Here is a 26,126-nt window from a genome sequence, read left to right on the forward strand (position 1 = left end):
CCCGGATGCGTACATCTTAAGCGCGCATCCGGGTCAGGATTATGCCCCGCGAACCAACCGTAAGACAGCATTGGCCGCGGCGATGTCTTCAAGGCCCAGCCCGATAGATCGGAAAAAAACCGGTTGGCTCCTCTCGGGCAGGGGGCAGTTTTGGGTCGCTAGTTCCGCCAGATCGCCCTTTATTTTTGTAGGGTCCCAGCCGTGATTCTGCTCCGCCAGCACCATTTCGCCTGCAGAGGACGGCGTCGTAGCGCGGTAATCGCAGTAGACCTGCGCCTGAACCAGCCACGCGGGTCCGACTTCGTGCGCGTGCGCGACATTCGTGCTGATCGATGTAACCAGCGCACCAGGTTCAACTCCCGCCGCATTCAGGACAGGCGTCCCGGAGGATGTGCACAGCATCACGACATCAGCGCAAGCGGCGGCTTCTTCCGCGCTGGCGCAAAATTGTACCTCGGGTGCCAATGCGCGCCATGCGACCTGCCGATCCGCGTTTGCGTCAAGACAAGGTGAAAAGACCTGCAATGTGGTCCAGTCACGCAAACGCTTAACATGACGGTAATGCGCCTGGGCAACCGCTCCGCTACCGATGATCGCCAGTTTGCGAGCGTCTTTTTTTGCTAGGAAATCAACCGCCAGTGCCGTTGTGCCGGCGGTGCGCTCTGTGGTGAGTTTACCAGAATCGCACAGCAGCAAGGGCAAGCCGGTTTCCATTGACATCAACACAGTCCAAGCAGTGATTATCGGTTTGCCTTCGGTCACCAGATAGGGCGACAACTTGGCCCCGAACACACCTGCCTGCTCCTGAGCCGCAAGATAGGTGATGTAATCGCCGCGATTTTCGGGAAATGGAGTCAATGTCTGCGCTGGCTGCACCGCCTTTTTGCGGCCAAGCTCCGCAAACATGGCGCGCAGTTCGTTGGCCAGATCGATGCGCGGGATCAGTTGAGCAATCTGATCGGCATTCAGGATGATGGGGGTTTCTGACATGAGCGTTCCTTCAACAAAGGGTCTGGATCAGGGATTTCATAAACGCCTGACCATGCCGCAATTGCGCGGCAGAGATGAACTCGTCCTGTCCGTGGGCCTGTTCGATACTGCCGGGGCCGCAGATCACGGTTGAATACCCTGCAGCCTGAAAGTGCCCGGCTTCGGTCTGGTACGACACCATCTGGTCGTCATTATCCTCAGTGATCCTGCGCACCAACTGTGCGGCAACGCCATTCGGATCAGGGCGCAGGGCGGGAATATTCTCAGGTACGTCTACTGTGATCGAAGCACCCGCGTGACGCTCGATCATTGTCGCCTCAACTATTTTGACCTCACGTCTGTAACGCGCGATCCAATCCTCGGCAGTATCAGGCGGCACAAAGCGGATATCGCTTTCCAATACGCAATTTTCGGGGATCGTGTTTAGAGCAATACCGCCGTGAATTGTACCAACTCCGGCGGTCGAATAGGGTGGGGTGAAACCATTGTCGGTCGTCTGGCTTTGAGATTGCACGGTTTCCTTCTGGTGCCACTGGATCAGACGCGCTGCGGCTTCGATCGCGGAAACGCCGATATCAGGGCGCGAGGAATGCGCGGCTTTTCCCATGATCCGTGTCTTTAAGCCCAGACCGCCTTTATGCCCCGTGACCAATGTCATCAGGCTGGGTTCTCCTACAATCACGGCCGAGGCACGCGGTTGGTGCGCATCTAAGGCTGCAAGGATTGGCTGCGTCCCAAGGCAACCGATTTCCTCATCATAGGAAAAGGCCAGTTGTACCGGGCGGGTCAGCGGTGCGGCCAGCATTTGGGGCACCGCTGCGAGTGCAAGTGCCAGAAATCCTTTCATGTCGCAGGTGCCGCGCCCATAGAACTTGCCTTCACGATGCGTCAGCACCCAGGGATCGGACGTCCAGGCCTGACCTTCGACCGTCACAACGTCCGTGTGGCCCGACAACAGCACTCCGCCTTCCACTGACGGCCCGATCTGCGCAATCAGCCCCAGTTTTTCACCTGATGCATTGGGTACGATCTGTGCGTGGACCCCAAGCTGGTCGAGATAGGCGGCAATAAATCCTACCAGCTCCGCGTTTGACTGATCCGAGACCGTGGGAAACGCAATCAGGCGGTTCAGAATGTCCAGAACGGGTCTCAGATCGTTAGTCATTCGACAAGCGTCTTGAGATCGTTATAGATAGTCGCGCGGCTTACCCCTAACAATCGGGCCACATAGGCGGCGGCATTGCGTTCGGCCAGAGCGTTTGAAACCTGCAAAGCACTGACCAGATCGCGCCGAGCTTCGCGGTCCAGCGCGTCAATGCGCAAGTCGCGCTGCGTGCACCAGCCACTAACAAAGACATTCAGGCGTTCGTGCCAGTCATTGCGAAACAGTGAGTCCGGCTGGGTTGAGGCCATCTGTGCCGGTTGCAGATTATGCACCAACTGGCTGAGTTGATGCAGGTCGGTTAGGTCGTGATTAATGCACAGGACAAATTGCGCTGCTCCAGCCTCATCGCGTAAAACCACGCTGATCGACCTGAGGATGCTGCCATCCCAATTCATCTTTTCATAAGGCCCGATCACGGTGTCGCCCGGGCGAAAGTCGATCTCTTGCATGTTCGACGGATCATCGGGCTTGCGCTTGGAAAACGGGTTTTCGATATAGGCAATGGTCTCGGTTTCCAGATCGTGCAACACAACCTCGGCGCGCCTGCCAAAAAGCATCGGTATTGCCCGTGCCAGTGCCGTCGCATTGGATCGAATGTCAGACATCATCAGCGCCCTGCCAGAATATCACCGGTCAGATCATTTAACAGTGTCAGGCCTTTGCGCAGATGATCTTCGGGCAAAGCTGAGCTGACGCGGAAATGGCCTTCGACGCTGAACCGTGATCCAGGGATCACGAGAACATCCTTTTCCATCAATAAACGCGAAGCCAATTCTTCTGATGTAATCGGGAGGTTAAAACGCACAAACGACATCGCTGAGGCTTTTGGAGGTACGACGCTGTAGACGCCTTGATAATGTGACAATTCTTGAGCGAGAACGTCAAATCCTGTTCGGATCAACTGGCGCGCCCGCGCTTTGAGCCTCGAGCGTGTAGGCTCTGCCAACGCGATATCGGCGAGTTCCATCGACAGCATTGAAGCAGCGATCGATGCGTATTCATGCCTCCGCCAGCACTCGGTGATGATTTCGTCTGGGCCGACCAGCCAACCCAGTCGCAGACCGGGCAAGCCATATGCCTTGGACATCGAGTTCACGATCAGAACCTTGTCATAGCTGCCCCAGAAAGACGGGGTTTCAGCGTCGCCTTCGCGCTCGGTTCCGGCATAAACTTCATCGGCGACTATCCATGCCCCTACGTGTTCGGCAGCGGCAATGATTGCGGCGCGATCATTATCCGAGATCACTTGCCCTGTCGGATTATTTGGATTGACCACATGGATGATGCGGGTCTTGTCATCCACTGCCTTGCTTAATGCGTCATGATCGATGGCCCAGCTGTCGGCTTCGATCAGATCGACCCAGCGGACCTCGTTGCCGCGATTCAACGCGTTCCCGGAAATCTGTTCATAGGTCGGGCGAAAACAAACCACGTTGTCGCCGGGCTGCAGCAACGTGTTGGCTACCAGCGAATTCGCTTCGGTCGCGCCAACGGTGATCATCACCCCGTCGGGTGCGGAACCCGGATACAACCCCGAAATTGTCTCGCGAAGCGATTGTTTTCCGTTGACCTGCGGGTAATCGAGCATGGTCTGCATCAAACCGGACATGTCGATATCAGCCAGATCAACCAGTCCCTGTAGCGACATAGGATGCACGCCACTTTCTGAAAAGTTGTAGACGACACCATGTTCCAGTTCGGACAGGAATTGCTCGACCTGAAACGGGGAAAAAGCGGCATGTGTCATGGGGAATCCTTTTGGCGGACGAGGCAGTAAATTGACGTGATCGTATAATTTGGATAGTTCAGTCTAAATCAATGGTCAACCACGTTGCCATCACATCAGTATCGGACGTGTTTACCAAAGATGAGTGACTGGCTGTGAGCTTGAAACGGGAAAAGATGAATAATAGCCCCAATGATCACACACGATTTCAAGATGTTGACCTGAAGATGTTTCATGTCTTTGCCAAAGTTGTCGAAGCGGGTGGCTTGTCGAGTGCTCAATATGACCTCAACATGAGCCTTTCGGCGATCAGTACCGCAATCTCGAATCTGGAAACCCGTTTGGGGTTTCGTCTCTGCGAGCGGGGACGAAGCGGATTTCAGGTCACTGAGGGAGGGCACCTTGTTTATTCTCAATTGTCGCACCTCAACTCTGCGCTGAGTCGGTTTGAAACATCGCTTGATGCGTTCAAGGGAGATATGCGCGGTCAATTCCTGATTGCAATGGATGACGGAATCCTCACCAATCTGAGATGTCCTATTTACAAGGTTATGCAGTCCTTTATCTCCAGTTTCCCGGATATCGACCTACACATCTCCATCCTGCCCGCGCCCAGAATGGAGCGCGCTTTGTTGAATAACGAATTGAACCTGGCGATCGGGCCTTTCCTGGAGATTTCCAACGCGCTGGATTCTGCTTTGGTTTACCGTGAAAAACAACTGCTCTGCTGCGGTCGGGGTCATCCTGCATTTGGTGTAGAGGACAGTGATAAACTGGCACAAATCGTGGCGGGCTCAGAATATGCGGCGCGAAAGTACGATGATGCCAAACAAAACGCGCCGTCGGCCTCACCAACGGAAACCACAACGGCTTCAACGGTTGAAGCCATGCTCGGCATGGTTCTGAGTGGCAAGTACCTTGGGTACCTTCCGCGTCATGCATGCGAAAGATGGATCGAAAACAAGGAAATCTGGGCTCTGGATCCAGAGTCTTATGCATACAGTACCGACATTAAAGTTGCCTTCCGCCGCCAAAGCCAGGATCGCCGCGCAGAGAAATTTCTCAAGGCTCTGGAAGTGATACAGGTCAAAGGGTGAGTTCACTTCTGGCAGACAATAGTACACTTTAGAATCTCTGGGTTTTGGGCTGACTAAAAGTCGATCAATTTGCAAAAAATATTGGAGGTCCGAGCATGGGCAACTTGCCAACAGTTTGTGCGGCATCTGTAACGCCAGTAGATATCGTAGGCGCAGCCGATACGCAGAAACTTTCTGCGCACTGCCATTGGCTGTTAAACAATGGCTGCGATGGAGTTGTTCTATTTGGAACAACCGGAGAAGCTGCATCTTTTGGCATCGAAGAGCGACGTTCTGTGCTGGAGGAAATTATCGCATCTGGGATAGATTCCGCACGGTTGATCGTGGGTACGGGTTGTTGTTCTGTTGAGGACACGATGCTACTGAGTCGGCACGCTCTGGCAACTGGTTGTGCAGGTATTCTGATACATCCTCCGTTCTTCTTTAGGCCAGCCACCGATGAAGGCAGCCTGGCTTTTTTTACCGAACTGGTAGAATCCCTTGGAGCTGATGCCCGCGATATAGTTCTTTATCACTTCCCGGATGCGACCGGTGCGCCAATCAATTCAGCGGTGATCGAGCAGTTGATGGATCGGTACCCGAGTGTGTTTGTGGGGATTAAAGACAGCACTGGAAACCTGGACAACATGATTGAGTTGTCCCGGCAATTCCCTGATTTGAAGGTGTATACAGGCGACGATCATCTGCTTTGGCCCTTGCTTGAGGCCGGTGGCTATGGCGCAATCACCGCTACCGCAAATCTGATGCCAAACCTGCTGGCTCAAGTACGCGTAGACTGGCATGAGAAACGGAGTAATGTTCACTCCGCTCACGCGACACTTTCCCAACTTTGGGAGGAAGTCCTGTTAAAGTTTCCGATTAGCGAAGCCGTAAAAGAAGTGGTCGCGTCAGTATCAGGTGACAATGGGTGGAGGGATCTGCGACCACCATTATCACCGCTTCCGGTTCCGCTTCGGGTACAACTTGCCCAGATGGTGGCCCCGTTTGCAGATCGATTTCCACTCGGGCTCGGCGAAAGGGACGCGAAATGATAGAGACTTCTGAATATCCTTCATTGCGTGACATCATGATCGCGCGCCAGCGAATTGAACCGGTTATCCGCAGGACCCCTCTGGTGTTTTCGGAACACTTGTCTGATCGTGCTGGGTTCGAGGTGTGGCTCAAGCTTGAGAATTTACAAATCGCGGGCAGTTTCAAGATCCGTGGGGCGTCGAACCGGATTCTGCAGATGACCGACGATGAACGCGCCAGAGGGATCATTGCGGTGTCCAGCGGCAACCATGGGCGTGCGGTAGCTTACCTTGCAAGGCGCCTTGGGATCACGGCGAAAATCGTGGTCTGCGACCTTTGCCCAGAAAACAAACGAGTGGCGATGCGATCCTATGGGGCTGAGGTGATCGTGCATGGGGACACGCAGGACGATGCGCAGACCCATGCTGAGGACCTGATTGCGCAGGAAGGGTACACATGGGCTGACCCCTACGATGATTTGCATGTGATTGCTGGGCAGGGCACCATTGCGCTTGAGGCGTTCACTGATCTACCTGACGCGGACATGATCATCGCACCGCTGTCAGGCGGGGGGCTTTTGTCCGGGGTCGCGTTGGCGTCCAAAGCGGTGTCCCCGAACGTTTCGGTGATCGGGTCTTCGATGGAAATCGAACCTGGCATGGTACGCAGCCTTCAAGCAGGAAAGCCGGTACATGTCGAGGAACACCCAAGTCTCGCAAGCAGTATTACGGGTGCTATCGGTCTTCGAAACCGATGCACATTTCCGATTGTGCGTGATCTGATGGATCATGCTGTTCTCATTTCTGAAGACAGCCTTGCTCCGGAAATGCGTCGCTTTGCAGACAATGAAGGTATGATCGTCGAGGGTGGCTCGGTTACCTCTGTTCTGGCTGCCCTATCGCCAGAAGTTAAAGAACGCCAGCCCAAACGGGCCATCGTTGTCATAAGCGGACGCAACATTGATCTAGCTACATTTCATCAAGTCACTCAAAATCCTGAGATGATATCATGAAGCATCAGCAACAGCTTATCAGCCATGGATCGCCCAGCAGCGAAAACCTACCTTACTCGACCTATGTAAGAGCAGGCGATTTCATCTATCTTTCCGGCCTGGTGGGATTTGGTGACAATGACGTAATCGTCCCCGGGGGCGTAGAGCCGGAAACTCATCAAATTATGTCTACCGCAAGATCGCAGCTTGAGTCCGCAAACGCCTCGCTGTCCGACGTAATTAAAGTCAACGTCTGTCTTCCCGATGTCAGTGATTTCGACGCCTTCAATCTCGTTTATGCTAGGTACTTCTCCACCAAGGCACCGGCACGCGCCACGATTTGTGCGGGCCTGACCATCGAAGCAGCGGTCGAAATGGAATTCATCGCGTTTAAGCCAGAGCACACTGCAGTCAGTTAAGAGGAGATTTAGGGTGAGTGCACCTGGATATGAAACCGGGCGACTGAACCTGCCCTTCGTCGGGATATCGACATTTGGGAAATACCCCTATGTCAACAACTGGGACACAATCGATGCGGATGTAGCGATACTGGGCGCACCATTCGATTTTGGCACTCAATTCCGTCCTGGCGCACGATTTGGTCCGCGTGCGATCCGCGAGGCGTCGACGCTGTTTTCCTTCGGGCATGGCGGGGCATATGATCATGAGGACGACATCACCTATCTGCCCGCAGAGACAACACGCATCGTTGATCTGGGGGATGCGGACATTGTTCACACCGATACCGCCGCTAGCCACATCAACATTGAGTTCGGAGTCCGGAAAGGCCTGAAGGCGGGCGCGATTCCAGTTGTTCTGGGCGGGGATCACTCGGTCAATATTCCCTGCGTGAACGCATTTGAAGAGGATTGTGTCTAATGCGGGCCTATTCATATTGTGCAGATCGATGCGCATTTGGATTTTGTCGATGAGCGCCACGGCGTGAAGTTTGGTCACGGCAACCCAATGCGCCGGGCCGCTGAGAAATCCTATGTTTCAGGGCTGACGTAAATCGGTATCCGCAACGTGTCTTCAACCGCAAAAGAAGGCTATGATGACGCGCGCAGAATGGGATCGGACATCCTGAGCGTCCGACAGACCCGTCGGCTGGGAACTGAGGCGGTTTTGGATCGGATTCCAGCCGGCGTGCGTAACTATGTGACGATCGATATCGATGGGTTCGACCCATCTATTGCGCCGGGCACGGGCACACCTAGTCACGGGGGTTTCTGTACTATGAGGTGCTGGAACTGCTGGATGGGTTGATAAAGCGCGGGACTGTTGTGGGGCTCGACCTGGTCGAGGTCGCCCCGGATTATGACCATACCGGAACCTCAGCTATTCTGGCGGCACAAATCCTGATGAACACCATCGGGCGGGTACTTCACCACAAGTGAGTCAAAGCTTGGCGTGAAACCTTTTGTCGATGGTTGTTTCTAATATGCGTTGTGCGCGCGACAAGCGCACGCCGACGGGGAAGGCGGCCTCGAAATTCGCGTCATAGGAAAACTGCTCGGGGCAGACCTCTTTCATGCGCCCGGCGGCCAGATAGGGCCGTGCGCATTGGGCAGGCAAGTGCCCCAGAAAACGCCCCGACAGGATGGCGGCGGCAATGCCGTCCATATTGCCGCTATGAATATGCTCATGCGCGGGTTTCAACCCTCCGGGCCGCAGCGAGCCGCCATAGTAAGAGCGTGAGGCATAGTCATGGGTCTCGATCTCATTTCGGTCGGGGTTCTGGATTTCGAACAGCGGGTGGCCGATGCCGCAAAAAAGCGACTGTTGTTCCTTGAACAGCGATACGTACCGCAAACCGGGCGCATGGTTGGGGAAAGTGTGAATTCCCATATGCAGCTTCTGCTCCAGGATCCGGCGCTCGATTTCAAGGGGTTCCATGACTCGCAGGTGCAGTTTCACGTCCGGCATGGCATCGCGCAGATCCGAAAGGATGCGGTCAAGGGGAAAGTCCTCATTCCCCAGCAGGGAATCCGCTGTGGCGATCTCCAACTCGCCTGCGATCTCGCCGCGCAGGCTGTTGGCGCGAGCGACAAAACCTTGACAATCCTGCAGCAACTCGGTTGCGATCTGATAGATTTCGTGCCCTTCTTCGGTCAACGCGAACCCGGCCCGTCCCCGACGGCAGAGCCGCATGCCAAGCCGCGTTTCAAGGTCGTTCATCTGGGTGCTGATCGTTGACTGGCTGACATTCAGCGCGATCTGAGCGCGCGAAAACCCTCCGGCCTCGGCCACGGCGACAAACACGCGCAGCAGATGAAGGTCTGGTGTGGAAATTGAAGTCAGCATCCCGCTTCCTACGATAATTGTCGATGTAATCATCATTTATCATGGGTTGCTCGGCGGTAATCAAGCGTGATTTCTGGTGCCAGATGCAGAACAAGGTGTACCTCTCGTGACAGAATATATTCCGCCGTCCTCGCCCGATATGTTTGCCCCGCGCTATAGCGGGCTGGCGACTTTCATGCGCACCCCTGTCGCGTCCTCGCTGGCGGATGTGGACATCGGGCTGCTTGGTATCCCATATGATGGCGCGTTGACTAATCGCCCCGGCGCGCGCCATGGTCCGCGCGAGGTGCGCAACCAGTCCAGCCTGATGCGTGCCATCAATCACGCCACGCGAGTCAACCCTTATGAACTGTGTCGCATCGCGGATGTGGGAGATGTTCCGTTCGACTCGGTTTTTGATATCGAGGCAACTCACAAAAACATCACTGATTTCGTCGCACAAATGGTTGCCCGGAACGTTATCCCGCTGTCCTGCGGCGGGGATCATTCGGTATCTCTTCCGATCTTGCGCGCGGTCGCGCACGAACCGGTGGCGCTGATCCACATTGATGCGCACACGGACACCTGGGACAGCTTTCAGGGATCAAAATTCAACCACGGTGCCCCTTTTCGCCGCGCCCATGAAGAGGGTCTGATCGACCCCAAGAAAACAGTTCAGATCGGCATTCGCGGCGCGCAGAACATGTCCGAGGGATGGGATTATTCCGAACAGGCCGGAATGCGGGTGATGTTCATCGAAGAAGTGCAGGAACGCGGCATTTCCGCCATTGTCGAAGAGGCACGCACCGTTGTAGGCGAAGGTCCAGTTTATCTGAGCTTCGATATCGACAGCATTGATCCGGCCTTTGCGCCCGGCACCGGTACGCCCGAGGTCGCGGGCCTAACCACCGCAGAAGCCATGGCGCTGATCCGCGGGTTTCGCGGGCTGAATTATGTGGGTGCAGATGTGGTCGAGGTGTCACCGCCTTTCGATGTGGGCGGGATGACGGCGCTGGCAGGGGCGACAGTGATGTATGAACTGCTCTGCGTGCTGGCCGAAGCGCGTAGCACGCGGTGATAGTGCAATGACCGAAACCAGCTCGACAGTGACAGATCAGGGCGGGCTGAGCGGCGCATATGTCCCCATCTCGCCCGATCACGCCAATGCCGTTTTGCAAGAGCATTATGGTTTTCGGGGCAGGCTACGCCGGTTCGAGACCGAAAAGGACGACACCTTCCGCGTGTCCTGCGAGGATGGTCGCAAGTTCGTACTGAAAATCGCCAACCCGACCGAACCACTGGAAGAGATCGACTTTCAGACCTGCATGATGCGCTACGCGGCAACGCGCGACCCCGCACTTGCGATCCCGGACACTATCCCGACAGTCGCAGGTCAGGACTATGGATTTGTCACCGATGAAGGCGGGCACAAGCGGGTGGTGCGTGTTCTCAGCTATCTGGACGGGATCCCGCTGGACTCGACCGAATCCAATCCGCGCCAGCGGGTCGAGATCGGCAAGGTACTGGGCCGTTTGCGGCTGGCCACCGAAGGGTTCGATCATCCCGGTGCCGCGCGGCAATATGCCTGGGACGTACAGCATTTGCTGACACTGGAACATCTGCTGGCCCATGTCGATGACCCGTCGCAACGCCAACCGCTTGAACATGGGTTCATGAGGTTCCGGGGGATTGAGCCCGGTCTGCGCCAACGCCGGCAACAGGTGCTGCATAACGATTTCAGCAAATCCAACATCGTGGTCGATCACAACCGGCCGGAATTTGTGACCGGAATCATCGACTTTGGCGATTCTGTCAAAACCTCGATTGCGGTGGATGTGGCGACAGCCTTGCTCAACCAACTGCCGCAGGGGCCATATGATGATTTGTTCTATCGCGGACGGGATGTGCTGCGCGGCTATTTGCAGGTCACGGAACTGACCGAGGATGAGATTGCCCTGATCCCACATCTTGTGATGGGGCGAGTCATTTTGCGCGCATTGCTGACTTTGTGGCGCACTAAAATGTTTCCCGAAAACACACGCTATATCATGCGCAATACCTATCAGGGGTGGCATCAGCTGAATTGGTTTCTGGCGCGCAGCCCGGATCAGGTCTCGGACTTATTGATGTCTTTTGCCGATCAGAAAGGGCGATCGTAGTGACCACAGCTCAGAAACCGACTAAACGTGGAAAGATGGTAAACGGGTTCGACCCGGCCAATACTGAAAACCTTGACCCGCGTGCGCGCGCCTTTGTCGAACGCCGTGCCCGACTACTGGGTCCGGCTTATCGCCTGTTCTATTCCAATCCGGTGGAATTCAGCCGCGCCAATGGCGTGTTCTTGTATGACTCGGACGGCAACGAATATCTCGATGCTTACAACAACGTGGTGTCCGTCGGTCACTGCCATCCCCATGTGAACGCAGCCATCGCAAAGCAGATGGAGGTCATGTGTACCCACACCCGGTACATGCAGGACGGTATTTTGGATTTTGCCGAGACACTGCTGGACACGTTTGAAACCGAAATCGGTCACGTCATGTTCACTTGCACGGGGTCTGAAGCCAACGACCTGGCCCTACGCATGGCGAAACACCACACTGGCAATCAGGGCATCATCGTCACATCCGAGGCGTATCACGGCAACTCGGAACTGACCGCCGGATTCTCGCCGTCGATGGGCGAAAATTCACCGCTGGGAACATGGGTGCGACTGGTGCCTGCGCCCGACACCTATCGGGTCGAAACGCAGAATATGGGCGAGTGGCTGGCCGCGCGCGTTTCAGAGCAGATACATGATCTGCACCGGCGTGGGCAGGGGTTGGCAGCTTTTGTGGCCGATTCACTATTCACCTCGGACGGGATTTTTCCCCAAGATCCGGGGGTGCTTAAACCGGCGCTGGATTTGGTCCGAGACGCGGGCGGCCTGTTTGTGGCGGACGAGGTGCAATGTGGATTTGCGCGGACTGGCACGCATATGTGGGGATATCAACACCACGACGTGGTGCCTGACATTGTGTCGTTGGGCAAACCGATGGGCAACGGTTACCCAGTTGCCGGGATCGCCGTGCGTCCCGAAGTCGCCGAACGGTTTGGACACGACACGCGATACTTCAACACCTTTGGCGGGAACACTGTGGCCATGGCTGCAGCCAAGGCGACACTCGAGGTCATTCAGGACGAAAACCTTCAGGAAAACTGTGACCATGTGGGCCGGATCATGCTGGATGGGCTGCGCGATATTGCGACGCGTCATGAAAGTATCGGCGACGTGCGTGGAACCGGTTTATATATGGGTGTCGAAATGGTGCAGGACCGCGCCACCAAAACTCCGGACAGCCGCAGCGCCCTTTCCCTCGTCAACGAATTGCGAGAGCAGCGGATTCTCATTTCGGCCACATCGTTCAATGCTAACGTCCTGAAAATTCGGCCGCATCTGACATTTGACAAGGGCCACGCAGACAGATTTCTGACCGGGTTTGAGAAGGCTCTAAAGGCTGTTTCCTGATCAAAGCGCCAGTGATTTCAAAAGGGGCGGGCATCAAGTCCGCCCCCTTTTTGTATATTGTGAAAATAACGTACAGGATTTCTCAACCTGTAATTAAATTGCGAACGAAGTTAATGAGAGCGCCCATTACTTCTAAAAAACTAGATGTAAAGTAAACGATTCCTGTATTTTTGATCGCTATTAGCTTGTGTCTCATTCCGGAACGAAGTGGCCGTCAGAGCCATCTCTTACTCAACAAGGAGACCAAGACATGCAACACCACTCAATTTTCCGGACAGCCAGAAAAGCCCTTATAGTACCGGCCGCTGTTGTGATGGCGACGAATTTGTCAGCTGGTACGGCTCAGGCCGAGGACAGCATCAGCTGTATCTTCCCATTCTGGTTCGGCTTCGCGCCCGTGTTCGTCGCGCAGGAGGAAGGTTATTTTGAAAGCGAAGGGCTTGAGGTGACGACAGCGTTTGACAACGACCGGGCAAACGTGTTGCCCGCGATGGCAAACGGCTCGATTGATTGCACAATGCGCACCATCGGTGAAAGCATGTCGCGCCCGCGTCAGCCTGACACAACCGGAACAGTAATTGGAACCATCGACATCTCAATCGGGGCGGACGGGGTCGTTGCATCCAAGGACGTTCAGTCGGTTGAAGACCTGATCGGCAAAACCATGGCCGGTGAGGTCAATCATCCCGGAACCACCCTGATCCAGCATGCTCTTTCGCAGGTGGGCAAAAGCATCAAGGACGTGGATATCCAGTTAATCGCCACCGATGACTCGGCAGCGGTGTTCGAGGATCCTAACGTGTCAGCCGTTGCAACTTGGGAACCGATGATGAGTTCGATCGTCAAGAATACGTCTCGGGAAGGTGCGCATCTGTTGCTGTCCTCTGCCGATTATGAGGGGCTGATCACTGATGTGATCATTGTCCGCACTGAGGACCTGCAGGAAAACCCCGAGAAATATGGTAAATTCCTGAGGGGTATTTATCGGGCGATCGACCTTTATAATACCGATCCAGGTAAGTTCGTCGCCATATCGGCACCGGCTTTCGATGTACCTGAAGACGAAATGATGGAGTCGCTCGCTGGCGTTAAATACACATCCTACGAGGAAAGTGTTAACTATCTGCCCTCCGCCGCAGGGGATGGTCAGTTGAAAGATGTCTTCGAGTCATTCAACGACATCAACGTGGTGCTCGATCTTCAAGACGCCCCGCTTGACTATCAACCCTTTGTCGACGGTTCGGTTCTAAATGGGCTGTTCGATGGACAAACGCGCTAAGCCAATTGCTCTAGCGCCGGCGCCGCTGGCGCGGGGGCAAGACATTCCTCTGATTTCATAACCAGAAAGAACTAAGCGTGTTCAAGTCATTGTTCGCCTTCCGCAAACCCTTAAATCGCCGCACCGACCTGGTTTTGGGAATAACAGGTTTTATCCTGTTCTTGACCATGTGGGAGATTACTGTGCGATCCGGTGTGATCCGTCCAGAATTCCTGCCGTCGCCCGTCGCCGTTGTGCAGGCCTTCGTCAACCTCTTTGTCGAGCGCAACTTTGCCTCGGATATCGTCATTAGTGTCTCGCGCGTGTGGTTTGCGTTTTTGTTATCGGTGATAATCGCTATCCCGCTGGGGCTGTTAATGAGTACATACAGATTCGCCGGTGCGATCCTTGAACCCTTTGTGGATTTTGTCCGTTATCTGCCGGTTCCCGCTCTGGTACCGCTGCTGGTCATCTGGTTTGGCGTCGGCGAAACCTCAAAGATAGCTGTTCTGTGGATGGGAACATTCTTTCAACTGATATTGATGATTTCGGATGACACCAAACGCGTACCAGTCGAGTTCGTTGAATCCGGCCAAACCCTTGGGGCCAGCAACGGTCAGATCATGCGGCACATCATCATTCCAGCGGCTTTGCCCAATATGATCGACAGTCTACGCATTACGATGGGGTGGTGTTGGACCTATCTGATCGTGGCGGAAATCGTGGCCGCAAATTCCGGTATCGGCCATGTGATCTGGTCCCTCCGCCGGTTCGTCAAAACACCCGAAGTGATGGCAGGCATCATCACGATCGGGATCATCGGCCTGCTGACCGATCAGGCTTTCCGCTATGCCCACACACGGCTGTTCTCTTATCTGCGCAGGTAGCTCATGGACAACTTCATTCAAATAAAAGATGTCGCCAAGACCTATTGGTCTAATGACGGCAAGATCGAAACCAAAGTTGTCCTGCCTTTGTCCATGACAATTGGCGAAGGCGAAATGGTCATGTTCCTGGGGCCTTCGGGCTGCGGGAAAACCACTCTGATGCGGATCGTCGGCGGGTTGGAAACACCGGACCAGGGCACAATCCATCTGCACGGAGACTTGCTGACGGGGCCGGACCGCAGGCGTGGCATGGTGTTCCAGTCTTACTCGTCATACCCGTGGCTGACCGTGCGCGACAACATCAAGTTCGGCACCCGGTATCGCAAAGACATTAGCGCACAGGAAAAGGAAGAGGTGACCGACCACTATCTGAATATGGTTGGGTTGAAACGCTACGCAGATTTCTACACCAATCGTATCTCTGGCGGGATGCGTCAGCGGGTTGCCATCGCACGAACACTTGCCTCGTCTCCAGATGTGTTGCTGATGGACGAACCATTTGGCGCACTGGATGCTCAGACGCGGGAATATCTGCAATTCCAGCTTATGGACATCAACAAGGCCGAGAAGAAGACCACCATCTTTGTTACGCATGACGTGGAAGAGGCGATCTTGCTGGCCAACCGCATCGTCATCTTCTCGTCTCGTCCGGCGCGGGTGGTGCGAGAAATCAAAGTCGATGACATCTTGTCTATCGAGGACCGCCGCAACGGCACGGCGGATATGGACCGGTTCTTCAAACTGCGCGCAGAGATACTCGAACTCATCCGGGCCGAATATGCACATACACTAGAGGAAGCTTAAAATGGGTGCAGAATTGTCTGGCAAACATGTGGTAGTCACCGGCGCCAACCGGGGGATCGGTCTTGGTCTAGCGCAGGGGTTCCTGGAGGCAGGGGCGGAAGTTACCATTGTGGCGTTCGAAGATGACGTGCAGGAGGTTGCCGAAAGATTGTACAAGGATCATGGCAAGGCTGTTGGGCATATCAAATGTGACATTTCTGATCTGGATCAGGTCAAGGCGATGTGCGCGTCTTTCGATCAAGTTGATGTTCTAATCAACAATGCGGGTTTTGAATACATCACCCCAATCGATGACCCAGCGGATCATGTGGATGAGGTGTTTCGGCAAATCATCGAAACCAACGTGATCGGCACGTTTTCCGTGACACGTTACCTACTTGACAAGATTCCGGATGGTGGCCGGATCGTGAACAGCGCCTCGATGTGGGGGAAAACAGCTGTATCCGAGTTCAGCGCCTATTGCGCCTCGAAACACGCGGTAATCGGGCTGACCCGATCTCTGGCACAGGAACTTGCACCACGCGGCATCTCGGTCAACGCGGTCTGCCCCGGCTGGGTCCGGACGGTGGCGTCGATGCGATCGCTGGCTTTCATGGCCGCTCGGCAGGACCGAACCGAAGTCGATTTGCTGGACGAAATCGTATCGGCACAGGCGCTTGGCGGCTTGATGGAGCCTTCGGACATGGTAGCGATGTATGTGTTTCTGTCCGGACCTGCAGCGGCCAACATCACCGGCCAATCCTTTACCGTTGATCGCGGGGAACTAATGCAATGACTCAGGGCCTGTCTGAAAAGATTGCATTGGTTACTGGCGCTGCACAGGGGATTGGTGCGGCCGTCGTGCGCGCTTTGGCTGAGGCAGGGGCTACAATAGTGGCGACCGATATGCAGGATGTCTCGGATACTTTATCAGGTGTGCCCAACGCGCGGGGAATAAACTGTGATGTGTCCGATGCAGACAGCGTAGATGCGCTGTTTCGCTCGATATCTGAGACTGAAGGGGGCCTGGATTTTGCGATAAACGCGGCGGGCATTTTGTTTGAAGCAAGACTGATCGACATGGACCCATCTGAGTTTGACCGAATGATTTCGGTCAATCTGCGGGGATCGTTCCTTATCGCACAAGGCGCGGCGCGGCTGATGACACAGGTCAATTCCGGGCGGATCATTCTGATCGCCTCGGAACTCGCCTATCTGGGGCGAGCGGATTACTCGGCCTATTGTGCGTCCAAGGCCGGGGTTGTGGGTTTGACTCGATCCCTTGCACGTGAGCTTGCGCCTGCGATTACAGTCAACACTGTAGCGCCGGGGCCAGTGGATACCCAAATGTTGGCAGTCGAGAATATGTCACCGGAATGGATCGAAAAGGAACTTGACGTTCCATTAGGCCGGATCGCCCAACCGGCCGAGATCGGCGGGCTAGTGCGGTTCCTGTGTGGACCTGATGCCGGATATTTTACAGGACAAACGCTGAGCCCAAATGGTGGCGCAGTCATGATTTAAGGAGTATCTCCGAATGCAACTCGCAAGACCCGTACCTTGGCCCAATGGTGCCAAGGTTGCCTGCGCCATCACACTGGATATGGACGCTGACAGCCTTATCCATATTCATCACGGCGAGGACGCGCAAAACAAGCTCTCGGCCACGTCGATGCTGCGGTATGGGCCCGAAGTAGCGGTTCCGCGTATTCTGGAGACCTTTCGGAAGTATGACCTGAAGCAGAGCTTTTTCATCCCGGCGTGGTGTATCGAAAACCATGCCGAAGCGGTGGAAGCCATTGTCGCGGATGATCATGAGGTCGGCTATCACGGCTATATCCACGAAGCCCCGAACAGTCTGTCCGAAGCTCAGGAACACGACTGGATGTGTCGCTCGATTGAGATAATCGAAAAACACACTGGTAAACGGCCGCGCGGCAACCGCTCGCCTCTCTACCATATGTCGGCCAAAACCCCTGAGTTTCTGGCACAAGAGGGTTTTGTGTACGACTCGTCGCTGATGGGAGACGATGTTCCCTATATCCTAAAAACCGGGCGAGGAAATCTGGTTGAATTGCCTGTTAGCTGGGCAACGGATGACTGGCCGCCATACGTTCACGCCCCGGATCTGGGCTACATGTTTGCACCACAATCGCCGGACCGGGCCATGGAGATTTTCGTGGCCGAATTCGAAGCGCTCCGCCACTCCCCGGGGGGACTTTGGATTTCTGTTTGGCACCCCTTTGTCAGCGGGCGCCTGTCTCGCTGGCAAAGGGTAGATCAAATGATTAAGTACATGTTGGGTACAGGGGATGTCTGGTTTGCAACGCTGGAAGAGATTGCCAATCATATCAACGCGATCTCTGGCTCTGGTGAGTATGAACCTCGCCTCGATAGTCTTCCTTATTCCAACGGCATGCAAGTGCCGCAAGAGTTGATTGGCAAGGCGTAAAAAGGCGATTGCGCTGGCAGCTTGACGCCGACAGCCAAAACTTTGGATGTGTCGCAAACTTTTTTTGGGACTGCATAGGTGGAGTAATGAACCGACTTTCCCACCAGTTGGGCAAACTGTTGAAATAGAGTGATTTCGGACGTGAATTGACCCTTGCTGGTCAAGTTGATCAGTTCGAGGCCAGCCAGGGCAGATGCTGCAGCCGTGAAGAACTTGAATTCCACCATTGGCTTGATCCGACGTTGCATGAACCGGTGATCTTGCTCAATGAAGTTGTTGAAGTATTTCCGCCTGACCATCTCGACCGGGATTGGGTAACCAAGGCCTTTCAACATCTTGTTCATGGCTTTGATGCCAGCGGTATTGGCGCCGCTTTTGTCGATGACGATCTCGCGCGGTAAACCGTTCACCACAAGCGCGCGGGCGAAAAACTTCGTTGTCGCGGCTGTTCCGACGCTCTGACAACATGAAATCGAGCGTCTTGCCGTATTTGTCGATAGCTCGATAAAGGTAAACCCATTCGCGATTTACATTCACATACGTCTCTTCTATGCGCCATGAATGGTCTGTGGAACGCTTCCTATATTGGGCAGATTCTGCCACGAGAACAGAGTATCGACCGACCCAGCAGTTCAACATCGCGCGATCCAAGTCAACGCCGCGTTCCAACATGACTTCTTCCAGATCCCGGTCTGAAACACCGTAGCGGAGATAGAAGAAAACCGCGTGTAAGATAACATCCTTTGGAAAGTGCGCACCGTTGAATGAAGCCATTACAGTAGCACCCAAGTTGAAACTTGGATCGTCGATATCACAAGGGTTTCTATTCAAACAGAGAACCCCGGAACTTTGCGACATGTATGGACATCCCCCTTTGGGTAAGAAAAATCTTTGGTTGCTAGTTTGCGTAGTCGGGTGCTGACATGCATGCGGCACTCATAGTGCGGCTTTCGTCCTTTGTGGCCTCCGACTGGGTCAGTTTGTCCAAAGTCAGATCAGAAACCGCACGCCGCAGTCGTTCGTTCTCTTTCTGGAGCCGCTTCAGTTCTTTCAACTGACCTACCCTCATTCCGCATTCGCCGTTGGGCTCGAACCAATGGCGCCTTCAACGGCTCATTTTTTACGCCATCGGTAGTAGGTTTGCTCAACAACGCCAATCTAACTGATTGCATCAAGACTGGACATGCCTTGTCCCATCAGTACTTCAATCTGCCGTAACTTCAAAAACATCCCTTCAGGCTTCGGTCTCTTGTTTGCCATTCTTGGTCCTCCGTTTCCTAAACATGGGGGACCAATTCAGTTGGGGAGGCTCATTGTGAGTCTGCTTACAGTACTCGGCCTTCAAACAATACACCTACAGCGAATGTCTGCTTTCGCCGATCCTACCCGCCTATTCAAAGTGGCGTGGTCGACCTGCACACCGCGTTCGGCCATGATTCACGCTCATTCACGATAAGACACCATGTATCGAAGGTAGAAGTACACGGCGTACAAAATCGCATCATTGGGGAAGTGGCAGCCTTTCAATGAGATCAAGCTGAAACCTGTCCGAGAATTATTTGCGCGAAACAAATGCCAGAGCGGGCTGCCCCGTTAATAGGGTTCCAATGTTTGCGACACAATCCCGGACACTTAGACACCATTGGATCGGTTGTTGAATCAAAGGCATTTGGCCAGTGTATTGGCCATGTTGCGGATGATCTGAGGATAAAGCGCCGCTCCGGGTTCCAAGTCAGAGCCCAAGGGGTCAATCACGCCAGTATTGGCATCAGTCCCATCCAGCACGGTTGCAATAATGCCTGGGTTGAATTGCGGCTCGCTCATGACGCAATCGATGCCCTCTTCACGGATGCGCGCTTGGATTTCCGCAATGCGCGCCGGGCTCGGGTCGGATGCATCGCTGAGCGAAACCGCGCCGGAAGCCGGGAAATCAAAGGCATCTTCGAAATACTGATAAGCATCGTGGAACACGATGAAACTACGGCCGCGGACTGGCTTTAGCGTTTCGGTTACCTCCGCTGACAGAGTGGCCATTTCCTCGCGTGCAGCTGCCGCATTTGCAAAATAGGTACCTGCATTTTCCGGGTCGGCCGCAGACAACTGCGCCGCGATTGAATTCAACCAAACTTCAGCGTTTGCTGGGGAAAGCCACGCGTGTGGATCACGCTCGCCATGTGCGTGCTCGTCATCATCGTGACCATGTTCGTCATGCTCCGCGTGATCGTCATGATTGTTATCCTTTGCATGATCCTCGTGCCCATGATCGTCGTGATCATGCCCATCGCCCTCAGAATGGTTGTGGTCAACATGCCCATGATCATCGTGATCCCCATGGTAATGCGCTTCGAACAGTGCGTTTTCACGGATATCAAGCAGAACCGTTCCATCCGATTCCAGCAAAGCCGTAACGGTTGCTCCACCACTGAGCGTCTCGACAGCGCCTTCCAGCCATGGTGTCAGATCGCCGCCAATCCAGAACACAAGATTTGCCTCTTGCAGTGCCGATGCTTCCGATGGGCGCAGGTTGTATTCGTGTGGCGAGGCACCCGGCGAAATGATCAAATCCGGGATCCCAACACCTTCCATAACACGGGTTACCAGTGAATGGACCGGGGCGATATCTACCGCCACTTTGGGAGCATCTGCCATGGCAGTTCCGCTCATTATTGCTGCAGCGATCGATAGTGGCAGAAGCTTTCTGGACATTGGACCCTCTGTGTGATTTTATAACGTTACGAGCCGCATACATGATATGGAATAACATGACAAGTGAGATACGCTCCACTCCAGCAGACGACACGGCGCCGGTTGGGTTCCATGACCACGACCACGAATACTGTGTCGAGACTGCACTGGCTGCAGCGGAAGCCCGGTGTAAAGAAGACGGGCTGCGGCTGACGCCTGTCCGGCGCAAGGTTTTTGAGATGTTGCTGCAAGAGCATCGGGCACTTGGAGCCTACGCCATTCTCGATCTTCTGCGTGAAGCAGGTTTTGGGTCTCAGCCGCCGGTGGCCTACCGCGCGCTTGATTTCCTTGTCCAGAACGGGTTTGTCCACAAGATCGAGCGGTTGAACGCCTTTGTTGCTTGTTCTCATCCCGGCGCCGTGCATTCACCGGCGTTCATGATTTGCCGAAAGTGTGACGCTGTTGCCGAAGCTCAGTCGGCACCGACCAAAGGCGTCCTTGGCGCGGCTGCACGCGCAGCGGGTTTCGAAATAGAACGAACGGTTGTAGAAGCCGAAGGGCTCTGCCCTGACTGCACCGAAAAGGCGTAGCAATGACCCTGATCACCGTTGAGAATCTCAGCGTGCGCTATGGCGCAAACACCATCCTGCATAATGTAGAAATGACGGTAGAGGCGGGCGAGATCGTCACGATTGTTGGTCCGAACGGGTCGGGCAAGACCAGTCTGTTGCGGGCGATCATCGGTGCGACTAAACCGTCCGCAGGCCGGGTTATGCTGAAACCGGGTCTGAAGATTGGGTATGTCCCGCAAAAACTGCATATTGATCCGACGCTGCCGATCTCTGTCGAAAGATTCATGCGACTGACTGATCCAGTCTCTCGCGAACAATGCGTGGATGCACTTGAAGCGGCTGGAGTGCCGGACCTTCTGAAGCGACAGATGTCGCAATTGTCCGGCGGGCAGTTCCAGCGTGTATTGCTGGCGCGGGCGCTGATCAACCGTCCGGATGTATTGTTGCTGGACGAAGCAACTCAGGGACTGGACCAACCCGGTTCTGCGGCGTTTTATCACCAGATTGAGGAGGTAAGGCGGGAAACCGGTTGTGCCATACTGATGATCAGTCATGAGTTGCATGTGGTCATGAGTGCCTCGGACAGAGTGATCTGTCTCAATGGGCATGTGTGTTGCGAGGGATCGCCTGCTGTTGTGGCTTCGGCCCCGGAATATCGCGCTCTGTTCGGGACGGGCACTGGCGGTGCGTTGGCGCTTTATCGGCACGATCATGATCATGATCACGATCAATGTGAACACTCTCAGGAAGCCGCGGAATAATGCTTGATGATTTCATGACGCGTGCAACGCTGGCGGGTATTGGCGTAGCTTGTGCTGCGGCGCCTCTAGGATGCTTTGTTGTATGGCGTCGAATGGCCTATTTCGGAGATGCCACAGCCCACGCGGCGATCCTTGGTGTCGCGCTTTCGCTGACCTTCCAGGTGTCGATCTTTGCAGGCGCGCTGGCGGTTGCGCTTGCCATGGCGCTGACCGTATCGCTGCTGACTGGGCGCGGTTATGCGATGGATACGCTTCTGGGTGTGCTGGCGCATTCCGCGCTTGCTTTTGGTCTTGTCGCGGTGTCGTTCCTGTCGGGCGTTCGCATTGATCTGATGGCGTATCTCTTTGGCGACATCCTTGCGGTTTCGCGCTGGGATCTGGTTGTCATCTGGGGTGGGGCTGCTCTTGTCGTGGGGCTGATCGCATGGCGATGGTCCCAGCTTTTGACCGCGACGCTGAATGAAGAACTGGCCTATGCCAGCGGCCTCAATCCCAAGCGCGAGCAGTTGATCCTGACTTTGGCACTGGCCGTAACTGTGGCCGTGGCCATCAAAGTCGTGGGTGTTCTTCTGATTGCCGCGATGCTGATCATACCGGCGGCGGCTTCCCGCAGTTTGGCGCGGTCACCTGAATCGATGGCTTTAATCGCAGCGGCAATAGGCGCATTTTCCACCGTTGCAGGGCTAAGGTCTGCCTACGTGGTCGATACGCCAGCAGGACCTTCAATTGTCTGCGTCGCAGCCGTGTTGTTTGCGTGTTTCAGCCTGATTGGATGGCATACGAGGCGCGGAGCTTAGTGCGGAAACCCATGTTGCCCGGTTATGAGCACCGGTCAGATATCGCTTTGAGGGTCACTGAAAGTCCACTTTTTGCGACAACGGTTTTAAAGCGGTGTAGAGGTCGCGATAAACTTCCAGCCGGACCGCGTGCAATTCATGGCGTTCAGGCCTCGGGATGAACGTTGCGTCATCGCGGATCATGTCCTGCGCGACGGCTACCACGTCCTGCTGCTCAATACAGGCACGTCCCAGAATTGCACCAGCCAGACAGGGGGAATCCTCTATTGCCACCCGCGTGATCTTGCGATTAAGAATATCGGCCTTCATTTGCAACCAAAGGGATGAGCGCGCACCACCACCGACTGCGCGCAGGTTTTGCACCCGTCCGGTCATCTCAAGCGCCTCAAGGTTCAGGGCTTGCTCGAAGGTGATCCCTTCCAGTAAAGACAGCAACAGATCGCTTTGGCTGGTATTCATGCGCAGCCCATAGATTGCCCCAAGGCTTTGGTGATCGTTTAGAACCGATCCACTGCCCAGAAGGTGCGGCAGGGTGATGGGCCAGCGTGCACGTTCATCTGGCAGTGACGCCAGCATATCACCGATCTCTGCAATGGCACTGCCCTTGTCCGCCGCACCTATGGAATTGCGGTACCAGTCCAAACACCGCCCGCCGCTCTGCGTGCCTGCAAGTGCCGCATATTGTCCGGGGACTATGTGTGCAGAGCAGGGAATGTTTGCTTTGGCGAAGTCCGCGCTCGGGCCGGGTACCGACACCACAAGCGCTTCGGTTGTACCGATGGAGTACATTGCAGTCCCCGGTGCCACCACTCCTGCGCCGAGCGCACCCATTGGCTGATCGTGTCCGCCAAGCACGACCGTAACGCCTGAGGGCAGGGATAGCGTTTTCGCGACCGCATCGGGCACTTGGCCGATCACATCGCCGCTCTGCCCGATGCGTGCCAGTCTTTCGCGGTGAAGGCCGCAATAGGCCAGCAACTCGTCTGACCAATCGCCGGTGCGGATATCATAAAGCAACGTGCGCGCGGCCATCGACCGGTCGATGACCGGAGGTAGCCCGAGACGCATCAGAGCGAACTCTCCAAAACACAGCAGGTAGGCCGCATCATCAAGCAGCTCTGGCCGATGACGTCGCCACCACATGAGTTTCGGCAATGTATAAATCGGTGAAAGCGGCTGGCCTGTACGCGCGTATATCCCTTGCCCGCCGATTTCCGCATCAAGGCGGGTGACGTCTTTGGTGCAACGCATATCTGAGCTGAGTTGAGCGGGAGCCAGCACCACTCCGTCCGTGTCCAGTGGCACCATCGCCTCGCCGAGCACTGAGATCGCCAGTGTGCGCACGTGGCCCGGAAGCTCGGTGGTGCGCAGTTCTGCAAAACACTCGACAGCCTTGTGCCAGACATCGTTGGCATCGATTTCGTGAAAACCCTTTTGCGGATTTAACGCGCCGTAGGAACGTACCGCGCCCGATAGCAGCTGGCCTGTAGCATCAAAAGCAATAAGCTTGCAGCTGCTGGTGCCCAAATCGAGTCCCAGAAATATATCACCCATCAGTGCACCCTATGGGTCAAGCAAAGGAAGGGGTCGGAAGATCCGCAATGGCCGCAGCCGATATCGGCCTCACACCGCCGATTGCTTCGGCCACCCAACAGGTCTTTGCATAGGCTTCGACAACTTCCAGCCTCTGATAGGCCTGCAGAACTGTCTCGCCGCAGGCGATTGACCCGTGATTTTCAAGCAGGAATGCATTGTGCGAATTGACAAAGGCTGCCACCTCCGCGGCCAGTTTGGGGCCTGACGGCGTGCCATAAGGTACCAGCGCTACGTCGCCGATGGTGGCAACCAGCTCGGGCAGAATGCCCCGGGGTAACTTTTTCTGAGCCGCGGCATAGGCGGTGCAGTACACCGGATGACCATGCGCCACCCCATTGACGCCCGGTCGCTGCTTGTAGAATTCCAGATGCATGAAACGTTCCGAGGTTGGCTGTCTGTCGCCTTCGATGATTTCGCCCTCAAAATCTACCCGCACCAAGACCTCTTTGGTCACTTCCCCTTATTCAGGTTCGATGGCGTCATCCAGACACCACCGTCGCGCGCCCGGGCGCTTACATTGCCTTCAGTGCCAGCGATAAGGCCCTTGTGTGCCATCAGATGACAACACTGTACGATGGATGCTTTGACGGGATCGGTACTAGTCATGGTCCTGAAACCTCATGGAGTTTTCTTAGGGGGAGGAGTGTCTCGAACGGGAACCCGCTTTTTTGCGATCTCTTGATCGATCATCTTGGTATCATGCATGATCGTAGGATCGGCAGCGTAGTTTTCCGCCAACGCAACGCAAATCATTTCGATTATCGACAGTTGTGAAATCCGGGTGCTAATGACGTCCATGGACACGGGTGAACGTCGGACAGCAGATACCAGCACCACATCCGCACCCGCGGCAACCGGCGAATTCGGATTGCTGGTGATAGCGATCCGTTTCAATCCGCGCGTACCTGCAGATTCGAACGTATCAGTGATGTCCCGCGTCAACCCTGAGCAAGAAATGCCCAAGAACAACGCCCCCGGTCGCACGGTGGCGGTGACGGCGGCCAGAATGTGAGGGTCGGAATGGGCGCTTGCGGTCAACCCAAGCGCCAGAAAACGCTGATAGGCGTCAAACGCTACCGGCGCTGAACTGCCGAAACCCACCAGATGGATGTGATTGGCCGCCACGATAAGATCCGATGCCTGCTGTAGCGCGTCCAACGGTACCAGGCTTGCAGTCTTGAGCAATTGCTCGGTGTTCACGTCGATCACCCGCCGCATGATCGAAGACATGCGGTGATCCTTCGGATCGGGGCCTTCGGCTCCGGTGCCGGCGAGTTGCGTACCGAGCGCCAGACCGCGCCCCTCGGCGAGTGCGAACCGAAGATCCTTGTAGCCCTTCAGCCCAAGCATCTTGCAAAAGCGGAACACCGTCGTCTCGCTGACGCCGGTCTGCTGGGCGAGGCTGGAAATTGTCAGCCCTGTGGCCTGCGCCTGGTTGTCCAGAATCCATTGTGAAAGACCTGCCATTGTCTTGTCTGATGACCGCGCAACCGCGACCAGCTTTTGAAAGATCGCAATCCCAGGAGCGCTGCTATCAGAGCTGTTTCCAGACTGAGGGTAGGGG

The 26,126-nt window shown here is 55.2% G+C and carries 24 protein-coding genes and 5 pseudogenes; 17 read left to right on the forward strand and 12 right to left on the reverse strand.

All coding sequences use genetic code 11. The features are described from left to right. Positions 1-39 precede the first annotated feature (39 nt). From BLU89_RS18620 to BLU89_RS18635, 4 genes are read right to left on the reverse strand one after another with little or no spacing between them, the layout of a single operon-like run. Complete coding sequence (locus BLU89_RS18620) at positions 40-990, reverse strand: ornithine cyclodeaminase family protein (protein WP_074738834.1); 951 nt, start codon at positions 988-990, stop codon at positions 40-42. A gap of 10 nt (positions 991-1,000) precedes the next feature. Next, positions 1,001-2,155 carry an acetylornithine deacetylase gene (gene argE / locus BLU89_RS18625; protein WP_074738836.1) on the reverse strand — a complete coding sequence of 385 codons (1,155 nt, stop codon included), beginning with the start codon at positions 2,153-2,155 and terminating at the stop codon, positions 1,001-1,003. Next, positions 2,152-2,760 (reverse strand): helix-turn-helix transcriptional regulator, encoded by a 609-nt coding sequence (locus tag BLU89_RS18630; protein ID WP_074738918.1) that lies wholly within the window; start codon positions 2,758-2,760, stop codon positions 2,152-2,154. Before BLU89_RS18630 ends, argE begins: the two co-directional genes overlap by 4 nt. Before the next feature lie 2 nt (positions 2,761-2,762). Further along, positions 2,763-3,902, reverse strand: a complete 1,140-nt coding sequence (locus tag BLU89_RS18635; protein WP_074738838.1) for an aminotransferase class I/II-fold pyridoxal phosphate-dependent enzyme — start codon at positions 3,900-3,902, stop codon at positions 2,763-2,765. A gap of 134 nt (positions 3,903-4,036) precedes the next feature. On the opposite strand from BLU89_RS18635, the gene BLU89_RS18640 reads away from it, so the two are divergent. The 5 genes and pseudogenes from BLU89_RS18640 (at position 4,037) to speB (BLU89_RS18660) (ending at position 8,377) form a co-directional block, all read left to right on the forward strand. After that, on the forward strand, positions 4,037-4,978 hold the full coding sequence (locus BLU89_RS18640; protein WP_143030617.1) for a LysR family transcriptional regulator: 942 nt from the start codon (positions 4,037-4,039) through the stop codon (positions 4,976-4,978). Positions 4,979-5,073: 95 nt separating this feature from the next. Then, on the forward strand, positions 5,074-6,009 hold the full coding sequence (locus BLU89_RS18645) for a dihydrodipicolinate synthase family protein (RefSeq protein WP_074738842.1): 936 nt from the start codon (positions 5,074-5,076) through the stop codon (positions 6,007-6,009). Then, on the forward strand, positions 6,006-7,001 hold the full coding sequence (locus BLU89_RS18650) for a pyridoxal-phosphate dependent enzyme (RefSeq protein WP_074738844.1): 996 nt from the start codon (positions 6,006-6,008) through the stop codon (positions 6,999-7,001). Before BLU89_RS18645 ends, BLU89_RS18650 begins: the two co-directional genes overlap by 4 nt. Then, positions 6,998-7,399, forward strand: a complete 402-nt coding sequence (locus BLU89_RS18655) for a RidA family protein (protein WP_074738846.1) — start codon at positions 6,998-7,000, stop codon at positions 7,397-7,399. The genes BLU89_RS18650 and BLU89_RS18655 overlap by 4 nt, the downstream gene beginning before the upstream one ends. Before the next feature lie 13 nt (positions 7,400-7,412). Further along, positions 7,413-8,377, forward strand: a pseudogene (gene speB, locus BLU89_RS18660) (agmatinase). Position 8,378: 1 nt separating this feature from the next. Here the strand turns inward: speB (BLU89_RS18660) and BLU89_RS18665 are convergent. Further along, complete coding sequence (locus BLU89_RS18665) at positions 8,379-9,284, reverse strand: LysR family transcriptional regulator (RefSeq protein ID WP_074738848.1); 906 nt, start codon at positions 9,282-9,284, stop codon at positions 8,379-8,381. 106 nt (positions 9,285-9,390) lie between these two features. Here BLU89_RS18665 and speB (BLU89_RS18670) point away from each other — a divergent pair, with 106 nt between their 5' ends. The 9 genes from speB (BLU89_RS18670) (at position 9,391) to BLU89_RS18710 (ending at position 18,151) form a co-directional block, all read left to right on the forward strand. Continuing rightward, positions 9,391-10,341, forward strand: a complete 951-nt coding sequence (gene speB / locus BLU89_RS18670; RefSeq protein ID WP_245709793.1) for an agmatinase — start codon at positions 9,391-9,393, stop codon at positions 10,339-10,341. 7 nt (positions 10,342-10,348) lie between these two features. Continuing rightward, entirely contained in the window at positions 10,349-11,422 is a 1,074-nt protein-coding gene (locus BLU89_RS18675; protein ID WP_074738850.1) for a phosphotransferase, read from the forward strand. After that, positions 11,422-12,771, forward strand: coding sequence for an aspartate aminotransferase family protein (locus BLU89_RS18680; protein WP_218129435.1), 1,350 nt, complete (start codon positions 11,422-11,424; stop codon positions 12,769-12,771). The genes BLU89_RS18675 and BLU89_RS18680 overlap by 1 nt, the downstream gene beginning before the upstream one ends. Positions 12,772-13,021: 250 nt before the next feature. Then, positions 13,022-14,050, forward strand: a complete 1,029-nt coding sequence (locus tag BLU89_RS18685) for an ABC transporter substrate-binding protein (protein ID WP_074738853.1) — start codon at positions 13,022-13,024, stop codon at positions 14,048-14,050. A gap of 77 nt (positions 14,051-14,127) precedes the next feature. Continuing rightward, the gene (locus BLU89_RS18690) at positions 14,128-14,916 is read left to right on the forward strand and encodes an ABC transporter permease (RefSeq protein WP_074738855.1); all 789 of its coding nucleotides are present in this window, start codon (positions 14,128-14,130) and stop codon (positions 14,914-14,916) included. A 3-nt stretch (positions 14,917-14,919) separates the two neighbouring features. Next, positions 14,920-15,720 carry an ABC transporter ATP-binding protein gene (locus tag BLU89_RS18695; RefSeq protein WP_074738857.1) on the forward strand — a complete coding sequence of 267 codons (801 nt, stop codon included), beginning with the start codon at positions 14,920-14,922 and terminating at the stop codon, positions 15,718-15,720. A gap of 1 nt (position 15,721) precedes the next feature. Continuing rightward, entirely contained in the window at positions 15,722-16,495 is a 774-nt protein-coding gene (locus BLU89_RS18700; RefSeq protein WP_074738859.1) for an SDR family NAD(P)-dependent oxidoreductase, read from the forward strand. Further along, positions 16,492-17,223 (forward strand): SDR family NAD(P)-dependent oxidoreductase, encoded by a 732-nt coding sequence (locus tag BLU89_RS18705; RefSeq protein ID WP_074738861.1) that lies wholly within the window; start codon positions 16,492-16,494, stop codon positions 17,221-17,223. Before BLU89_RS18700 ends, BLU89_RS18705 begins: the two co-directional genes overlap by 4 nt. 13 nt (positions 17,224-17,236) lie before the next feature. Continuing rightward, positions 17,237-18,151 (forward strand): polysaccharide deacetylase family protein, encoded by a 915-nt coding sequence (locus BLU89_RS18710; RefSeq protein ID WP_074738863.1) that lies wholly within the window; start codon positions 17,237-17,239, stop codon positions 18,149-18,151. Here BLU89_RS18710 and BLU89_RS18715 read toward each other — a convergent pair. The 4 genes and pseudogenes from BLU89_RS18715 to BLU89_RS18730 all read right to left on the reverse strand — a co-directional run bounded on the left by BLU89_RS18715 (position 18,103) and on the right by BLU89_RS18730 (position 20,857). Beyond that, positions 18,103-19,009: pseudogene (locus BLU89_RS18715) on the reverse strand (IS6 family transposase). The gene BLU89_RS18710 and the pseudogene BLU89_RS18715 sit on opposite strands and share 49 nt — an antisense overlap. A 97-nt stretch (positions 19,010-19,106) precedes the next feature. Then, positions 19,107-19,411: pseudogene (locus BLU89_RS21790) on the reverse strand (hypothetical protein); the annotation flags it as partial. A gap of 123 nt (positions 19,412-19,534) precedes the next feature. Further along, a pseudogene (locus BLU89_RS21995) lies at positions 19,535-19,687 on the reverse strand (IS6 family transposase); the annotation flags it as partial. Between the two features lie 123 nt (positions 19,688-19,810). Continuing rightward, positions 19,811-20,857 (reverse strand): zinc ABC transporter substrate-binding protein, encoded by a 1,047-nt coding sequence (locus BLU89_RS18730; RefSeq protein WP_074738867.1) that lies wholly within the window; start codon positions 20,855-20,857, stop codon positions 19,811-19,813. Between the two features lie 41 nt (positions 20,858-20,898). On the opposite strand from BLU89_RS18730, the gene BLU89_RS18735 reads away from it, so the two are divergent. Genes BLU89_RS18735 through BLU89_RS18745 form a run of 3 tightly spaced genes read left to right on the forward strand, consistent with a single transcriptional unit; the run spans position 20,899 to position 22,966 of the window. Beyond that, positions 20,899-21,426, forward strand: a complete 528-nt coding sequence (locus tag BLU89_RS18735; RefSeq protein ID WP_425441415.1) for a transcriptional repressor — start codon at positions 20,899-20,901, stop codon at positions 21,424-21,426. A gap of 2 nt (positions 21,427-21,428) precedes the next feature. Further along, positions 21,429-22,169 carry a metal ABC transporter ATP-binding protein gene (locus tag BLU89_RS18740; protein ID WP_074738871.1) on the forward strand — a complete coding sequence of 247 codons (741 nt, stop codon included), beginning with the start codon at positions 21,429-21,431 and terminating at the stop codon, positions 22,167-22,169. Continuing rightward, positions 22,169-22,966: an iron chelate uptake ABC transporter family permease subunit gene (locus BLU89_RS18745; RefSeq protein WP_074738873.1), complete on the forward strand. Its 798-nt coding sequence runs from the start codon at positions 22,169-22,171 to the stop codon at positions 22,964-22,966. The genes BLU89_RS18740 and BLU89_RS18745 overlap by 1 nt, the downstream gene beginning before the upstream one ends. 54 nt (positions 22,967-23,020) lie before the next feature. Here the strand turns inward: BLU89_RS18745 and BLU89_RS18750 are convergent, their stop codons facing one another. The 3 genes and pseudogenes from BLU89_RS18750 to BLU89_RS18765 all read right to left on the reverse strand — a co-directional run bounded on the left by BLU89_RS18750 (position 23,021) and on the right by BLU89_RS18765 (position 26,029). Next, positions 23,021-24,520 (reverse strand): FGGY-family carbohydrate kinase, encoded by a 1,500-nt coding sequence (locus BLU89_RS18750; protein ID WP_074738875.1) that lies wholly within the window; start codon positions 24,518-24,520, stop codon positions 23,021-23,023. Positions 24,521-24,536: 16 nt separating this feature from the next. Continuing rightward, positions 24,537-25,168 (reverse strand): annotated as a pseudogene (locus tag BLU89_RS18755) (class II aldolase/adducin family protein). A gap of 12 nt (positions 25,169-25,180) precedes the next feature. Further along, positions 25,181-26,029, reverse strand: coding sequence for a MurR/RpiR family transcriptional regulator (locus tag BLU89_RS18765; RefSeq protein ID WP_176797729.1), 849 nt, complete (start codon positions 26,027-26,029; stop codon positions 25,181-25,183). Positions 26,030-26,126 lie beyond the last annotated feature (97 nt).

The sequence above is a fragment of the Ruegeria halocynthiae genome (assembly GCF_900106805.1).
GTDB lineage: Bacteria > Pseudomonadota > Alphaproteobacteria > Rhodobacterales > Rhodobacteraceae > Ruegeria > Ruegeria halocynthiae.